The organism is Microbacterium xanthum (assembly GCF_034531355.1).
GTDB classification, from domain to species: domain Bacteria; phylum Actinomycetota; class Actinomycetes; order Actinomycetales; family Microbacteriaceae; genus Microbacterium; species Microbacterium xanthum.
In genome coordinates this window covers 202,561-218,614 of sequence record NZ_JAWHUE010000002.1, presented here as the reverse complement: position 1 = coordinate 218,614, position 16,054 = coordinate 202,561, and the positions used below count along the sequence as shown (strand labels likewise).

The following is a 16,054-nucleotide window of genomic DNA, read 5'->3' as shown; positions in this document are numbered from 1 at the left end:
GGCCCCCCGAAAGGACACCGACATGACCATCCGCACCCGCCGTCCCCGCCGCCTCTGGCCGGCCGCCGCGCCCGCCCTCGCCCTCACCCTCGTCGTCGCCGGCTGCACCGCGACCGAGGTCGCCTCCTCCGTCTCGGACGACACCGTCGCCTCCGTCACCGAGGAGTCCGATGACACGGTCGTGACCGTCGCGAACATCGATACCGCCGATGTGACCGCCGCCGACGTCCTCTCGGGCAATCAGGACACGCACGACAAGGATGACGACGACGAGTACGACCTCAGCGAGGCGACCACGATCGCCCTGTCGGGCACCACGGCCTCCGTCTCGGGCGACGGCGCGACCGACGAAGACGGCACCGTCGTCATCTCCGACCCCGGAACCTACGTCCTCTCCGGCGAGTACTCGGGCCAGGTGGTCGTCTCCTCGGATGCCGACGGGCAGGTTCGCCTCGTCCTCGACGGCGTCGACATCGCCACCGACGCCGGCGCCGCGATCGATGTGCAGGCGGCCGACGAAGCCCTCGTGATCCTCGCCGAAGGGTCCGACAACTTCCTCAGCGACGCATCGAGCTACGCCGACGACGCCGACGCGAACGCCGCCCTCTCCAGCGCCGCAGACCTGACCATCACCGGTTCGGGATCGCTCACGGTGACCGGGAACGGCAACGACGGCATCGCCTCGAGCGACGGACTCGTCATCCAGTCCGGCACCATCACCGTCGACGCCGTCGACGACGGCATCCGCGGAAAGGACTACCTCGTCGTGCGCGACGGAGACATCTCGGTCACCGCCGGCGGCGACGGGCTCAAGGCCGACAACGAGGAGGAGACCGAGCGCGGCTACGTCCTCATCGAGGGCGGCACGGTCGACATCACGGCGGGCGACGACGGGATCGACGCCTTCACCGACGTCGTCACCACGGGCGGCACCGTGTCGATCGTCGCCGGCGGGGGCGCCGCGGACGCCGTGGCCGACAGCGGCGCCAAGGGCATCGTGGCGGGCGTCGTCGCGGTCCTCGAGGGCGGCACGATCGACGTCGACGCCTCCGACGACGGCGTGCACGCCGACGCCTACCTCCACCTGGCCGGGGCCGAGGTCACCGTCGCGTCCGGAGACGACGGTGTCCACGCCGATCAGGAGCTGCAGGTCTCCGGCGGCGCCGTCACGGTCACGACCTCCTACGAGGGACTCGAGGCCGAGATCATCACGATCAGCGGGGGCAGCAGCGACATCACCGCCAGCGAGGACGGCGTGAACGCCGCGGTCTCCGGCGGCGGCGCGTCCGAGCCCAACTCGGGCGACCTCACCGCGCAGTTCATCGTGTCCGGCGGCACCCTCGTGGTCGACGGCGGCGGTGCGGGCACCGCGAACGACGGCGCCGGTGACGGCATCGACATCAACGGCGACTGGACCCAGACCGGCGGCACCGTCATCACCTCGGGACCGTACGGAGGCGGCGACGGCGCGGTGGATGCCGACGGCACCGTCTCGATCGACGGCGGCGTGCTCATCGCCCTCGGCGGACTCACGACCGACCTCGACCTCTCGGCGCAGTCGGCCGTGCAGTTCGACACCTCCGGCGTCGCCGACGGCACGTCGCTCACCGTCACCGGCGCGGACGGGACCGAGATCGGATCCTTCACCGCGGACGGCTCGACGAGCATCACCGTATCCACCCCGAGTGTGGCCACGGGATCGACGTACTCCCTCACCTCGGACGGCCAGACGGTCGCCACGGCGACGGCGGGGGAGATCACCTCGACCCAGGGCGCCGGAGGTGCCGGTGGCGGAGCGCCCGGCGGACAGGGCGGCGGCCCCGGCGGCCAGCGCCCCTGATCCTCCCCCTCCCCACGGGGCCTGCGCTCTCCCGTCCCCCTCCGGACTGCGCAGGCCCCTTTCCGTGGCGCACGACTCGGCGGGACACGCCATGCTGGAGGGGTGAACTCCCCCCACCCTCCGCCTGTCCCGGTGGTCCTCGACGTCGATACCGGCGTCGACGACGCCCTCGCCCTTCTGCTGGCCGCCACCCACCCCGCCCTCGACCTCAAGGCGGTGACGTGCGCGGCCGGAAACGTCTCCCTCGCGCAGGTCGTCGACAACACGCTCGGAGTCCTCGCGATCGCGGGACGGGCGGATGTCCCCGTGGGCGCGGGTGCGGAAGGCCCACTCGTCGGGAGGCCCCGTGATGCCAGCCACATCCACGGCGCGAACGGCCTCGGCGACATCACCCTGCCGGCGCACGGGCGGGCACCCGTCGCCGTGCACGCGGTCGAGCTGTTGCGCCAGACGCTCGAGGAATCATCCGAGCCGCTCACGATCATCGCCCTCGCCCCCCTGACGAACATCGCCCTGCTCCTGCGGATGTACCCGTCGTCACGCGAGAAGATCGCGCGGATCGTCTTCATGGGCGGCGCGATCGGCACGGGGAACATCACCGCCGTGGCCGAATTCAACGTCTGGGCGGACCCGGAAGCGGCCGCCGTCGTGCTCGACAGCGGCGTCCCCACCCTGATGTACGGGCTGGAGCCCTTCTACGCCGCCACGTGCGACCAAGACGCCATCGACGCTCTGGTCGCCTCTTCCCAGCCGGCCGCCCACCTGGCCGCCGCGCTGCTCGGCTACCTCACCGCGGGACGCGGCGAAGAGGGACGCGTCCCCGGCGGCCACGCCCCGCTCGGCGATGCCGGAACCGTCTGCGCGGTCATCGATCCGACCATCCTCACCGTCGTGGACGCGCCGGTCGATGTGGCGCTCGCTCCCGGCCGGACGCGGGGGCAGACGATCGTGGACCTGCGCCGGTCGCCGGTCGGGACCGCCGGGACCCCCGCGTCCGTCGGGGTCGTCGCCGCCGTCGACGTCGCCCGCTGCCGAGACCTCTTCGTCGGGACGCTGTCGTGACCGGCGCCGGCGGCGCAGGCCGCGTCGTGGTCGTCGGATCCCTGAACCTCGACACCGTGCTCGAGGTCGAACGCATCCCCTCCCCCGGCGAAACGGTCCCCAGCCGCGGCGGTGCGTTCATGCCCGGCGGCAAGGGCGGGAACCAGGCGGCGGCCGCCGCGGCCGCCGGCGCCTCCACGCGCATCGTCGCGGCGGTCGGGGCCGACGGCGAGCGCTATCTGCGCCATCTCGCCGCGGCGGGCGTGGACACCTCGGCGGTGACGCGCCTGCCGGACTCCCCCACCGGCGCCGCGACGGTCATCGTCGATGCCGCGGGGGAGAACGTCATCGTCGTCACCGAGGGGGCCAACGGCCGGGTCCCGTCCGCACGTGTCGCGGCTGAGGAGTGGACGGCCGCGGATGTGGTTCTCGTTCAGTTCGAAATCCCCGCAGAGGTTGTGCGCGCGGCGGCGGAGCGGGCCCGCGCGACAGGCGCGACACTCGTGGTCAACCCGTCGCCGTGGCGCGACGACCTCTCCGACGTTCTGGCGCAGGCGCACGTCGTGATCGTCAACGAGCACGAGCGTCGTCAGCTCGGCGAGGACGTCGCCGACGACCGGGTGTGCACGACGCTCGGTGGCGAGGGGGCACGCTGGGGATCGCACACCGCGACCCCGCAGCCGATCACGCCGATCGACACCGCCGGCGCGGGAGACGCCTTCGCGGGCACCCTCGCCGCAGCGCTCGTCCGCGGTCTGAGCCGGGGCGAGGCCCTGCAGCACGCGGTCGACGCCGCCACCGCCGCATGCCTCCGCCGAGGCGCGCAGCAGTGGCGTGCGGACGGAGGCGGCGCCTTGAGGTGAGACGCCACCGTCGGACATAGCCGCGTCACAGGTTGGAAACATCGTCCGCTTAGCGTGACGATCACCGAGCCGGAGTGTGTCAGGAGCCGGACGGCGCGACGCGGGTGCGCGTCGCTTCCCGTTGTGCTTCACCGAACACCCGAAGGAGTGTGCCTTCGTGCACAGAAGACCCGTCCTGCTCGGCCTCGTCGGCTCCGCGTTGCTTGTCGCACCGCTCGCCGCGACGCCCGCCGTGGCCGCCGTCGAGGAGCCCGCGCTCCCCATCGTGCGCCCCGCCGTCATCGGCGACATGCCCACCGCGTACCCGTACCAGCCGGAGCTGCGGGTCTTCCCGGACGACCCGACCGATGCCTCGATCGCCCGCGGCGTGATGCCCTACGACGAGATCGCCCCGACCCTGAACGGCTTCATGGACCTCGGCGACCGCGTGTCCACGCAGGTCATCGGCACGTCCGAGCTCGGCAAGGACATCTACCTCGTCACCGTCACCTCGCCCGAGACCGCGGCCGAGACCGCACAGCAGACCGAGTGGCGCCGAACGGTGAAGTACGACCCGGCGGCGGCCGCCGCCGACGAGGACCTCCTCGCCGAGTACAAGATCCCGCTGTGGTTCAACGCCAACATCCACGGCAATGAGTGGGAGGGCACCGACGCGACCCTCAACTACATCGAGGACCTCGCCACCAGCACCGACCCCGAGATCGTCGACCTCATCGACACGCACCGGCTGTACTTCACCGTCACCAACAACCCCGACGGTCGCGCCCTCGGCCAACGCGCCACCGCGAACGGGTACGACGCGAACCGCGACGCGATCACCGGCGCCACCGCCGAAGCGGCGATCATCCGCGATCTGTCCGCCGTCCTGCAGCCCACCTACTTCATCGACCTGCACGGGTACACCAACATCCTGCAGGTCGAACCCTGCGGTCCGCCCCACGGCGAGAACTACGAATACGACCTGTTCCTCCCCCACGCGTATGCGACGGCGCTGGAGATCGAGGAGCGCGTCGTCGATGCCGCGATCGAAGGCAACCCGCTGACCTCGGCCGGCGGCATCCGCATCCCCTACCGCGACATCCGCGCCGGCTGGGATGACTGGCCGCCGATCTTCATGCCGCAGTACGTCGCCTACCAGGGCGCGATCACCAATACCGTGGAGCTTCCGCTCGGGCGCAGCGGTGACCAGCCCGCACGCGCCGCGATCAACATCGAGGTCGCCGAGGTCGTCATCGACACCGTGTCGGACTACGTCCAAGAGCACGGCGAGGCGCTGCTGTCCAACCAGATCGAGATCTTCGAGCGTGGTCTGACCGGCGCTCCGAGCGTCGAGATCCCGTCGGACGTCGCGCCTGAGGACCTCCCCGTGGGCATGCCCACGGAGTGGACCGCCATCTGGGACGAGACCGACATCTACGTCGCCGATTACCCCCGCGCCTACGTGATCCCGCAGGGTGACGGGCAGCGCTCCGACTCCGACGCCGTGACCCTCGTGCGCCAGCTGCTGGTCCACGGCGTCGAGGTCGATCGCCTCACCGCGCCGCTCACCGTCGGCGACACCGTCTACCCGACCGGTTCGTACTACGTCGACATGCACCAGCCCGTGCGAGGACTCGCCAACGTCCTCCTCTCGGACGGCACCGACATCAGCGAGCGGGTCCCCGACATGTACGACGTGTCGGCCTGGAGCCTCTCGCTCCTGTGGGGTGCCGACGTGGACGCGGTCGGGAAGACCGGCGATGCCGCCCCGACGACGGCCGTCGAGCACGTGACCTCCGTCGCCCTGTCGGGATCCGTGGACACATCCGCCGCGTACCTCGCGTTCGACACGGCCGGGGTGGCCGACTATCAGGTGATCAACGAGCTGCTGGCCGAGGGAGTCACCCTCTCCCAGCTGCCCGACGGCACCGTCCTGATGCGGCGCTCCGCGGAGGTGGATGCCGCGGCCGCGGCCGCGGCCGACCTGTACGGCGTGCACTTCCGCGCCGACGACGGGGTCGCCCTGCGCACCGGCGACGCGGTCGGCCTCGAGCCGGTGACGGTCGCGTACGTCAACAACACCGATGACCGGGATGCCCTGACCAAGCTCGGCTTCACCGACATGGTCGCCGTCACCAGCGCCACGCTCACGTCGGGCGCCGTCACCCTCGACGACGTCGATCTGCTGTGGGTGGGCAGCGGGCTGAACTTCAACGGGTCGCAAGCCGCCGGTCGCGCTGTCGTCCAGGCTTACCTGGACGCGGGCAAGCCGGTGGTCGGACGCGGCACGTCCGCAGCGTCCTTCGCGGCGTCGTTCGGCCTGGCGTCCCTGTCGACGGTGTCGGGTACCGGCGGGTCGAACGGCATCGTGTCGATCGAGACCGCAGCGGGCGGGGTGCTCGCCGACCACCCGGTCGACACCGCCTTCGCCTATCCGGCGGTGTGGTTCACGGGCCTGGGCGACGACATCACCGTCGAACGCTCGTACGCCGCCGATCCGTTCGTCTCCGGGCACTGGCCGGCCTCGACCGGCCGATCCCAGGCCGACGCCGCGGGGCAGGCATCGGAGGTGTCGACCGTGACCTCGACCGGCAACCGGGTGTTCCTGTTCGGCACGACGCCGACGTTCCGGAACCACCCGGTCGGCGCCTTCAGCGACATCGCCCGCGCGGTCTTCTGGGCAACGGCCTCCGACAGTGCCCTCACTCCGCCGGTCACCGCCGAGGACCTCACGCCCGAGGCACGGGGCGTCGTGGACGCTCCGGACGAGATCACCGCGGGCGAGGATGCGACGATCGGCGTCGGATCGGACCGCGACGGCGCGCTCGTCAGCGCCTACCTGTTCCCCGCCGCGACAGCCCCGGGATCGATGACCCTTCGTCTGGCCGCGGTGGCCGGCGACGTGGCGGCGCTGGGCGGGGCCGTGGTCGACGGGACCGCCTTCACCGTGACCGTTCCCGCCGATGTCGTCCCCGACGCGTACCGTCTCGCGGTACTGGACGACGCCGGGGTCCTGATCGGCTGGGACGAGGTGCAGGTACTCGCTGCGCCGACACCCACACCCACGCCCACACCGACGGAGCCGACGCCGGAGCCGACCGACGACGCCGAGCCGACGCCGGAGCCGACGGAGGACGCCGAGCCGACCGCGACGCCCCAGCCGGCAGGCGGGTCTCTCCCGACCACCGGCGGCGGTGACACGGGTGCGCTGTGGGCCGGCGCGCTGGCCTTGATGCTCGTCGGAGCCGGTGTCACCGTGATCGCTCGGGCCCGCGCCCGCGCACACCTCTGAGACGAGGGGGAGGGATGGGTGAGCCCGTCCCTCCCCCTCGGAAGGAACCGCCGTGAACGACGAACCCACCCCCGAGGGTCCCGCACCCGCCCCCGCGCGTCGCCGCCCGTACCTCGTGGGCGGCGCTCTCCTGGCCGCGGGTGCGGCACTCGGGGTGTGGGCCGTCACCACCGCCACGACGGCTGACGCACGGTCATCCACCGACCCGTCCGCCTTCTCCGCGACGCCGTCGCCCGCCACATCGAGCGGCGCAGCCGCGCCGGGCACGCCCGAGCCGGAACGCCCGGGTGGTGAAACGGATTCCACCACGTCCGCGGCGGCACCGGCGGAGTCAGACGCCGGGCATCCGGCCGACGACCACCCGGTCGTCCGCACCTTCGCCGCACCCGCGACGGTCATGTGTGAGGACGATCGCGCGGCATCCGCCGATCTGAGCTTCGCCTGGTCGATCGACGGCGCGGAGCGGGTGTGGTTCGGAATCGACACCTCCGACGCCGCTGCACAGCCGTTCGCCGAGGTCCCCGCCGACGTCGACGGCTATGCCGACGCCGTCTACGAGTGTCGATACCCCGAGCGCCTCTACACCCTCACCGCGGTCTCGCCGTCGGGAGCGAAGCAGAGCGCTTCGGTGACCGTCGTGCGGGAGCTGCCCTGATCGAGGGGTCCCTCCCGGGCTCAGCCCTGATCGATGTCGAGGTCGAGGTCGCCGGCCCATTCGGGCGCCCCGCGCTCGGAGGTGTCTTCGACGGCGACGATCGGCGACGCCGGGTACAGCACATGCGCGCGCAGCTGCTCGGCGGCGTCGCCGAAGTCGGGTTCCTCGCCGAGCCACTCGACGGGAACCGAAATCACCTCGTTGCCCGCGCCAATGACCAGGTCCGCGGTGGTGACGGCCCCCTCCGACGTGCAGATCGGGACGGTCACCGCCTCGGTGCGTCGCTCGTTGCTCAACGCCACCGAGAGAGCCACCATCGCCTCGGCGACGTCGTCAGCGGTCAGGATGCTCTGTCCGGCATAGGTGACGCTTCTCATGATCCGACTCTGACGCATGCCGACCGATTCCGGGGACCGCTTGCACCCGAGGCTCGGATGCATTAGCGGGGCTCGGCGCGGCCATGCGGAGACCCTCCGGGCCTGATGCGACGACGGAAAGGCCCCGGACCGAATCGGTCCGGGGCCGCGACGCATCGTCGCTACCTCACCGTGACCTTGTGGGTCTTGCTGGAGGTCGTTCCGGCGTGGTTGGTGAACTCCATCACGTACGCGTACGTTCCGGCGGTACGACCCTCGACCGGTACGCGCACCCGCTGGGCCGCGGGGGTGGCGGCAGCCAGATCGCCCGTTGCGATCTCGACGCCGTCCTCCAGAAGTCGCCACGAGGTCGCGTTCGTCCCCCACCACATGTCGGCGGTGACGGTGTACGCACCGTCTTTGTCCCAGTTGTCGCTCGAGAGCTTCGGTGTCCCCGGTTCGGCGTCGGTCACCTTCACGGTGAGAGGCTTCGGATGCGCGCTCCCCTGGCCGTTCACGACCTCCGCGGTGTATTCATAGGTGCCGTTGACCCGGCCCGTCAGGTCGACCGAGACCGTCTGCGAGGCGTTGCCGTCGACGGTGAGGCGCTCCGTGTGGACGGGCTCGCCGTTCTCGTAGATCGTCACCTCGGAGGCGTTCGAGCCCCACCACAGGTTCCACGAGACGGAGTGGTTCCCGTCGCGCAGCCCACTGTGGCCGCTCGTGCTCGAGAGCGTGCCCGGCGCGGGCGGCGCACCGAAGAGGGCCTCGAAGGTGGCCCCGCGGCTGCCCGCGACATCCACCTCGACCTGGATCGTCGGGCTCAGCTGCGTCACGCGCATCCCCTCGGCCGCCGACACCAGCCCGGCGGAGGCCCGATCGAGTTCGACGGTGACGACGCCGTCCTCGGCGTGCGTGGGGTCGGACACCGACAGCCGCAGCCCCTCCGGCGAGTCCCACACCATCACCGAACTCTGCCCGGTGACCGTGAGCGGCCCGACCTCGGTCGGCTCATCGGTCCAGACGTTCGCGGCGACGAGTCCGAGCCCGGAATCCTCGACCGCCTGCACCTGCGCGGTGTTGGCGAGGATCTCGACCCCGCTGTCCGCCGCGTAGGCGGCGACCTCGTCCTGCGTCGACGCGGGCAGCATCACGTAGGCGTAGTCGGCCCGGTCGGGATCGACGCCGTGGTCGAGCCAGAAGGTGCCGTAGGTGTCATCGAGGACGTCGGTGGGCGTGACCGGCCGGTCGTTGATGTCGACCCACGACCCCTCGCGCAGATCGCGCGCGGCGTTCAGGGTGACCTCTTCGGGGAAGTAGTAGCCCACACCACCGTCGGCGTCCTCCCCGGTCGCGACGTGGACCGTCTGCACACCCTCGAGGGTGTCGGACCAGTCCGCGGTCGTCGGCATGGCCTCGCCGTCGATCGTGATCGCGTCATCGCCCGCGTCGCTGAGCTTCCGGTTCTCCACGATCGTCTCGATCGCACGGCCGTCGCTCGCGGAGATGTCCGCGCCGAGCGCGACGACCTCCTCGTCGAGCATGAACCACGACTTGCGCGCCTCGAGCGAGGACTCCCACCCGAACAGGTGCATGCCGGTCGCGCCGAACTCACCGCCGACCGCGGTCCCCCCCACCCAGGAGGCGGGCGAGAGTTTGCCGGTGCCGGAGCGGTCCTCGCGTTCCCGCGTGTCCACGGTCGTGCCCGGCAGGCGGTACGGATCGACGGTGGCCCAGTAGCCCTCGGAGTACTGATCCAGGTCGGACGTGTACAGGGAGACCATGCCGTCGGCGGTGTGCCACCCGTGCAGGTGCTCGCCGTTGATCGACTCGTAGCTCTTGATCCGCTCCGAGTACATGCTGAGCGCCATCGCCCAACCCTCGCGCTTGTGCACGGCACGGTCGGTGCGCGGGAACTGGTAGGTCGCCAGCACCTCCTCGCGCTCCGGCACGCTCTCGTCGGCGAGGAGGGCCGTCGCCTCGGCGATGCTCGAGATGGAGGCGTGCTCGACGAAGTCCCGATACGTGTCGCTGAGAATCCACTGCTTGGCGGCGCTGCGGAAGGACGCGGCAGCCTCGTCGTCCACCGACCCGGACAGACGCAGGATCGCCGCGATCGCCTGATGACCGCTGACGTGGTCCTCGGTGTACTCCCGCGCGATGTTTCGCCCGCGGAAGGCATCCATGACCGCACCGCGGTAGATCATCGGATCGAAGGTGTCCTCCACCCAGGGCACGATGTTCTCGATGTTCGGGTCGGTGACCGGCCAGCTGGAGTTCTGCAGCAGCACCAGCAGGTCCGACAGCGCGAGGATCAGCTGCACCCCGTATCCTCCGGCGTACGCGTACGCCTGGTGCTGGATGAAGGATCCATCACGGTGGAAGCCGTCACCGGTCTCGGCGTAGGCGAGCACGTCGCTCAGGCCGTCGCGGGCGTTCATGAGCTTCTCCGGCGTGCCGGTGAGGATGCCGTGGCCGGCGACCGCGTGGGCCTTCCAGATGCGGTTGGCGCCGGTGTTCTTCACCTCGGGCGAGAATCGGTCGACCGCGGCCATGTACGCGCCGACCTGATCGGCGGTGAGCTCGTCGTAGAGCATGACCGTGATCTCGTTCAGCCGCAGCGGCGCCCCGATCTCCCAGTCCCACCAGTTGCCGTACTTCTCCACGGTGGTGTTGTAGAGGTTCTCCTCGACCCAGTCCAGCGCGCCGAGGAGGGCATCGCGGTACGCGGTGTCGCCGGCCAGTGACGACCCGTTGGTGGCGTACGCCGTGGTCATCTCGAGAAGCCGCGTGTAGTGCGTGGTGATCTGGGCCGAGCGGCTGCGGTCGTCCTCGACCTCGGCGGCCACGAGATCCGGCCACACGAAGGTGCGGTCCGGCGACGTGTCCATCTGGGCGTACCACTCGCGGGCGACCTCGTCGTTCGCGGCGATCTTCTCGGCCACGGCCGGGATCGACGCGTCGAGGTCGCGAGGACCCACCAGCAACGCCCGCCAGGTCTCGCGCAGCTGCGCGAACTCATCGGCGGCGTGCGCCGGCGGCGACGGTGCCAGCAGCAGCGCACCCGCGAGGGCGAACGCCACCAGCACCGCCGCGGTGCGGCGGAGGCGGAGGAACAGGGGCATGGTCATGCGTTTCTTCCTTTCATCGCGTCGTTGCGATGGTCACCGCACCGGATCGGCGGCGACCGTCAGGTCACCAGCGCATCCCGGCGGGCCACTCCAGCGGCACGCCGGCCGCACGCAGCTGCGCCTGCAGCTCGCCGGTGAGCGCTTCGCTCTCGTAGACCTCGTGGGGCTCTCGGCCGTCGCGCGCGCACAGGGCGATGAGCGTTCCCGCCGCCTCGCCGATCGACCACTCCACCGGGTGCAGGCGATAGCTGCCGTTGGTGATGTGGGTCGTGCCGATGTTCTTGCACGCCGGCAGGACGTTGCGCATCCGCACCGGGATGAGTGCTCCGAGCGGGATCTGGAACGGATGCGGTCGCCCGCCCTTGCCCTTGCGCCCGGCGGTACCGGCGTGCTGGTCGATCCAGAAGTAGTGGCCGACGCCCACGGAGTCGGCGAACGGCTCCGCACCGGCGTCCTCGCCGCGGATCTCGAGGGAGATCTCCTGCTGCACGATGGTCTTCCGCGCCTGGATGCGGCGCGACTCGCGGATGTAGGGCGCCATCGCGAGCCCGTCGCGGGTGCCTGCCACATCGGGCCGCAGCCGCAGTCCCGGCCATCCGGTCCCGCCATCGGGACGCGGGGCTTCGGTCTGCAGCCAGTACAGCACCGACAGGCTCAGCTGACGGGCTCCGCGCAGGTGGTCCGCCGCGTCCGGCACACCGAAGATCGGACCGCGCGTGTAGTCGTTCATGTGCCAGTTGACGATCGTGACGTCGCTGTCGAAGGTGCCCGGCTGGAAGTGCTGACGGGCAGAGATGCGCCGGTACGTCCACAGCTCCACCGTCGGGGGCATGTTGCGGTGGTCGGTGTCGATCGCGAAGGGATCGTCGTCATCGTTCACGACCAGCTTGCAGCCGCGCGGACGACCGTCGTTGGCGGGCGGCCGGTTGAAGCTCAGGATGCGGTTGCCGCCCCAGGCCGGCGGTTCCCACGTGCGGTAGAAGTCGTAGTCCGCGGGGCGGTCGATCGTGTGATCCTCACCCTCGCGGTGATCCATCGCGAAACACCACGTCACGCTCTGCATATCGAGCGGGTCGGCGATGTCGGCCGCGTCGGGCTCACCGGTCATCTCTTTCGACTCCCGGCCGGTGACATGCTCGATATCGGCGAGGTCGAGCAGATCGCCGAGCTCGGTCGCGTCGACCACCCACGGGGCGGTGACCGTGATCGGGTCGTCGTCTCCGATCAGCCGGAACGTGACCGCCTCGACGACGTCGCCGGCGACCTGCGCCGACACCGGCTCGGTCTCGGTGAGGATCGTGAGCTGACCGGACGCCTGGAACGGCATGAGCAGGGCTTCCAGCACGCTCAGCCCGACGCGCGGGTCGTGGCTGAGGGGACTCACCCAGGCCGCTCCCGGGTTCAGCGTGTCGTGACCGGCGGCCGCCGCGTTCAGCGGGAACCAGGTCCGGTAGTAGTCGCGGATGCCGCGCCGCAGCTCGCGATACGTGGCGGACGCCCCGATGCTCTCCACGCGTCGATGATCGTCCAGCGGTACCAGCTGGCTGGTCAGCTGCCCGCCGATCCACCGCGTCGATTCGGTCATCACGACGTTCATGCCGTTGCGGAGCATGGTCAGGGCGGCCGAGATGCCGCCGAGTCCTCCTCCGACGACGAGCGCGTCGGTCCGGCGTTCCCGGGGTGTGGTGCGTGGCATTCCTAGCCTTTCATTCCGGTGCGTGCGAGCCCTTCGACGAAGTGTCGCTGGGCGAAGAGGAAGACGATCAGCAGCGGCACGACGGCGGTCGTGGTCGCGGCCAGCTGAGCGGTCCAGAGCACGTTCTGGTATCCGTCGTCGTACTGGGTGAGGGCGAGCGGCAGCGTGAACAGGTCCTGACTCTTCAGGAACACCAGCGGCTCGAGGTAGAGGTTCCAGCTCTTGAGGAAGCTGAGGATCGCCACCGAGGCGATCGCCGGCCCGGCCAGCGGGAACGCGACGCGGCGGAGGGTGCCGAACACGCCCAGCCCGTCCAGACGCGCGGCCTCTTCCAGTTCCGTCGGCAACCCCAGGAAGAACTGGCGCATGATGAACGTGCACAGCACGCTCGGCCCACCGAAGACCGGGATGAGGATGAGCGGCCAGTGCGTGTCGAGCATCCCGACCTCGCTGGCCATGCGGAACAGCGGCACGATGGTCACCTCGGCCGGGATCATCAGACCGGCCAGGATGATGAAGAAGAGCACATTCGCGCCGCGGAAGCGGATGCGCGCGAAAGCGTATCCGGCGCACGCGCTGACCAGCACCGTCCCGATGGTCACGAGCGCGGCGATGTAGAGGCTGTTCCCGTACTGCTGCGCCAGCGGGGCCAGCGTGAACGCCTGCACGTACCCCTCGATGGTGGGGTTCTCGGGGAAGACCGAGGGTGGATTGCGGAAGATCTCGCTCGCCGGCTTGAAGCTCGCCGACACGAGCCACCACAGCGGCATCACGAACGGCAGCACCATGACGATCAGCAGCGCGTAGAGCGCGATACGGGTGCGCCACGGCGTCCACGCCGATGCGCGGCGCGCGGTCGCCTTGTTGCGATCAGACTTCATCGAACACCCACTTCTTGCGGCTCTGCCACTGCACGAAGGTCAGCAGCAGGATGAGCACGAACATGACGACGCCGAGCACACTCGCGTAGCCGAAGCTGCTGAATTCGAACGCCTGCTGGTACAGGTAGAACGCCAACACGGTGGTCGAGTTGCCGGGGCCGCCGCCGGTCATCACGTCGACGAGGGCGAAGACCTCCAGCGACCCGATGACGGTGATGATCGACACGAGCAGGATGGTCGGGCTGATCAGCGGCAGCGTGATGGAGAAGAAGATCCGCGGCGGCCGCGCGCCGTCGATCTGGGCGGCCTCCTTGAGCTCTGCCGGGACGCCCTGCAGCGCCGCGAGGAAGAGCACCATGTTGATGCCGACGCCTTTGAAGGTCTGCACGACGATGAGGGCGATCATGCTCGTGGTGGGCTCGCGCAGCCAGTTGGGTCCCTGGATGCCGACGATCTCGAGCAGGGCGTTCACGCCGCCGTCGGCCTGGAGCAGGAAACCCCAGACGATCGACCACGCCACGAGCGAGACGACGACGGGAGCGAAGAAGGCGGTCCGGAAGATGATGATCCCCGGCAGCTTCTGGTTCAGCAGGACCGCCAGCAGGAGTGCCAGCGAGATGTTGAACAGCACCAGGCCGATGGAGAACTGGGCGCTGGCGATCAGCGAGTCCACGAACGCGTCGTCGGTGGTCAGCCGGACGTAGTTGTCCAGCCCCACGAAGCGGAACTGCCCGGAGAGGACGTTCCAGTCGTTGAGGCTGAACCAGAACACCGCCAGGAGGGGGATGATCACGAGGATCAGCGCCCCCAGCAGCTGCGGGGCCACAAGGATGTACGCGGCGATCTGATCTTGTCTGCGGGCCAGGGGGGCCGCCGCGGGGCGGCGCCGCGCACGACGCGGCCCCGCGGCTGTGGTGGGAGATGCCAAGATGCGGTCAGCTTCCGAGGAGGGGCTGGATGCTCTCGCACACGTCGGAGAGCACCGCGGGAACGTCTGCGTCCGCCACCCACAGGTCGTCGAGCACGACGCGTGCCTTCTCGATGACCTCACCGGCGTTGGCGTGGGCGGGCAGGGTCTGGGCGCCGTCCACGGCGTCGATGACGACGGTCTCCAGCTGCTCCTGGGTGAGAAGCGGGTTCGACGCGGCGAGGACTTCGGCGTTCAGGGCGGACTCGCGCGGCGCCGGGAAGAACTGGCCGAGCTTGGCCGCGTTCTCCGGGTTGGTGAAGAACGCCAGGAAGTCCGCCGAGATCTCCGGGTGCGCACCCGCCGCCATGACACCGATACCGGCCTGACCGATCACGTCGACCTGCCCTTCCGGACCGGACGGCAGCGGCACGACCTCGAAGTCGAACGAGCCGTCCAGCGCACCGGCGCGGCTGATCTGGGTGACGGTCATCGCGGACTCCCCCGCGAAGAAGTCGGCCGAGGTCCCCGGGGCGGGAAGGGCCCCGTCGACGAAGATCGCGTCGTGGATCCACTCCATCGCCTCGACCATCTCGGGCGAGTCGAAGGTGCACTCGGTGCCGTCCTCGGACCACGGCGAGGCACCCCAGCTCGCCCAGATCGCGGTGAGGCGGTTCCAGTTCTGGTAGTCGAAGTCGCGCATGATCATGCCGTCGACCTCGCCGTCGGCCGCCACGGCGGTGGCGAGTCCGCGGGCCGCCTCCCAGTCCCAGGCGTCATCGGCGACCAGTTCGGAGGGAAGCGGCTGTCCGGCTTCGGCCACGATGTCGGTGTTCACGAAGACCGCCAGCGGGCTGTTGGAGAACGGGTAGGCGTAGAGCCCCTCATCGCTTCGCCACAGGTCCAGCGGTGCATCGAGGACGTCGTCGAAGTCGTAGTCCGCGTCGCCTTCCAGGGTGGGGGCGAGGTCGTAGAGGGCACCGCTCTCGACGAATTCCGGTCCGTTGGCCTCGAGGATCCACGCTAGGTCGGGCACCTGTCCGCCCGCGATGCGGGTGCGCAGGGCGGCGGTGTAGTCCGCCGCGGGGGTGGATTCGAAGGTCACCGAGCCGACCAGTTCCGGGTTCTCCTCGATGTACTCCGCGGCGATCTCGTCGAACAGCGCCAGGTGGTCCTCGTTGGTCGACCAGACGGTCATGGTGAGGTCGACGGGCTCGTCGGGAGCAGCGTCGCCCGACCCTCCCGAACAGCCGGCGAGGGTGAGAGCCGCGCAGGATGCGAGCGCCGCGAGAGGCAGGACACGGCCAGATTTCATGGATACTCCTTTGTAGTGATGAACTGACGTCGGTGGTGGGTGACCACCCTGCGCGTTATCGATAACGAGCTTAGGGTGCCGCTGCGCGCATGTCAACG

At 70.1% G+C, this 16,054-nt stretch carries 11 protein-coding genes; 5 read left to right on the top strand and 6 right to left on the bottom strand.

Going from position 1 to position 16,054, the window contains the following annotated elements; all coding sequences use genetic code 11:
- Nucleotides 1-22 precede the first annotated feature (22 nt).
- From RZO50_RS06690 to RZO50_RS06670, 5 genes are all read left to right on the top strand, one after another.
- Nucleotides 23-1,840, top strand: coding sequence for a carbohydrate-binding domain-containing protein (locus RZO50_RS06690; protein WP_322598937.1), 1,818 nt, complete (start codon nt 23-25; stop codon nt 1,838-1,840).
- A gap of 102 nt (nt 1,841-1,942) precedes the next feature.
- Nucleotides 1,943-2,902 (top strand): nucleoside hydrolase, encoded by a 960-nt coding sequence (locus tag RZO50_RS06685; RefSeq protein ID WP_322598936.1) that lies wholly within the window; start codon nt 1,943-1,945, stop codon nt 2,900-2,902.
- Nucleotides 2,899-3,744 (top strand): PfkB family carbohydrate kinase, encoded by an 846-nt coding sequence (locus tag RZO50_RS06680; RefSeq protein ID WP_322598935.1) that lies wholly within the window; start codon nt 2,899-2,901, stop codon nt 3,742-3,744. Before RZO50_RS06685 ends, RZO50_RS06680 begins: the two co-directional genes overlap by 4 nt.
- 157 nt (nt 3,745-3,901) lie before the next feature.
- Entirely contained in the window at nt 3,902-7,015 is a 3,114-nt protein-coding gene (locus RZO50_RS06675) for a M14 family zinc carboxypeptidase (RefSeq protein WP_322598934.1), read from the top strand.
- Nucleotides 7,016-7,067: 52 nt separating this feature from the next.
- Nucleotides 7,068-7,670 (top strand): hypothetical protein, encoded by a 603-nt coding sequence (locus tag RZO50_RS06670; protein WP_322598933.1) that lies wholly within the window; start codon nt 7,068-7,070, stop codon nt 7,668-7,670.
- Between the two features lie 20 nt (nt 7,671-7,690).
- On the opposite strand, the gene RZO50_RS06665 is transcribed toward RZO50_RS06670, so the two are convergent.
- From RZO50_RS06665 to RZO50_RS06640, 6 genes are all read right to left on the bottom strand, one after another.
- Entirely contained in the window at nt 7,691-8,047 is a 357-nt protein-coding gene (locus RZO50_RS06665) for a hypothetical protein (protein WP_322598932.1), read from the bottom strand.
- 161 nt (nt 8,048-8,208) lie between these two features.
- Nucleotides 8,209-11,157 carry a polysaccharide lyase family 8 super-sandwich domain-containing protein gene (locus tag RZO50_RS06660; RefSeq protein ID WP_322598931.1) on the bottom strand — a complete coding sequence of 983 codons (2,949 nt, stop codon included), beginning with the start codon at nt 11,155-11,157 and terminating at the stop codon, nt 8,209-8,211.
- 64 nt (nt 11,158-11,221) lie between these two features.
- Nucleotides 11,222-12,853: an FAD-dependent oxidoreductase gene (locus tag RZO50_RS06655; RefSeq protein ID WP_322598930.1), complete on the bottom strand. Its 1,632-nt coding sequence runs from the start codon at nt 12,851-12,853 to the stop codon at nt 11,222-11,224.
- 2 nt (nt 12,854-12,855) lie between these two features.
- Nucleotides 12,856-13,734, bottom strand: a complete 879-nt coding sequence (locus RZO50_RS06650) for a carbohydrate ABC transporter permease (RefSeq protein ID WP_322598929.1) — start codon at nt 13,732-13,734, stop codon at nt 12,856-12,858.
- On the bottom strand, nt 13,724-14,662 hold the full coding sequence (locus tag RZO50_RS06645) for a carbohydrate ABC transporter permease (RefSeq protein ID WP_322598928.1): 939 nt from the start codon (nt 14,660-14,662) through the stop codon (nt 13,724-13,726). The genes RZO50_RS06650 and RZO50_RS06645 overlap by 11 nt, the downstream gene beginning before the upstream one ends.
- 7 nt (nt 14,663-14,669) lie before the next feature.
- Entirely contained in the window at nt 14,670-15,956 is a 1,287-nt protein-coding gene (locus tag RZO50_RS06640; RefSeq protein WP_322598927.1) for an ABC transporter substrate-binding protein, read from the bottom strand.
- Between the last annotated feature and the right edge of the window lie 98 nt (nt 15,957-16,054).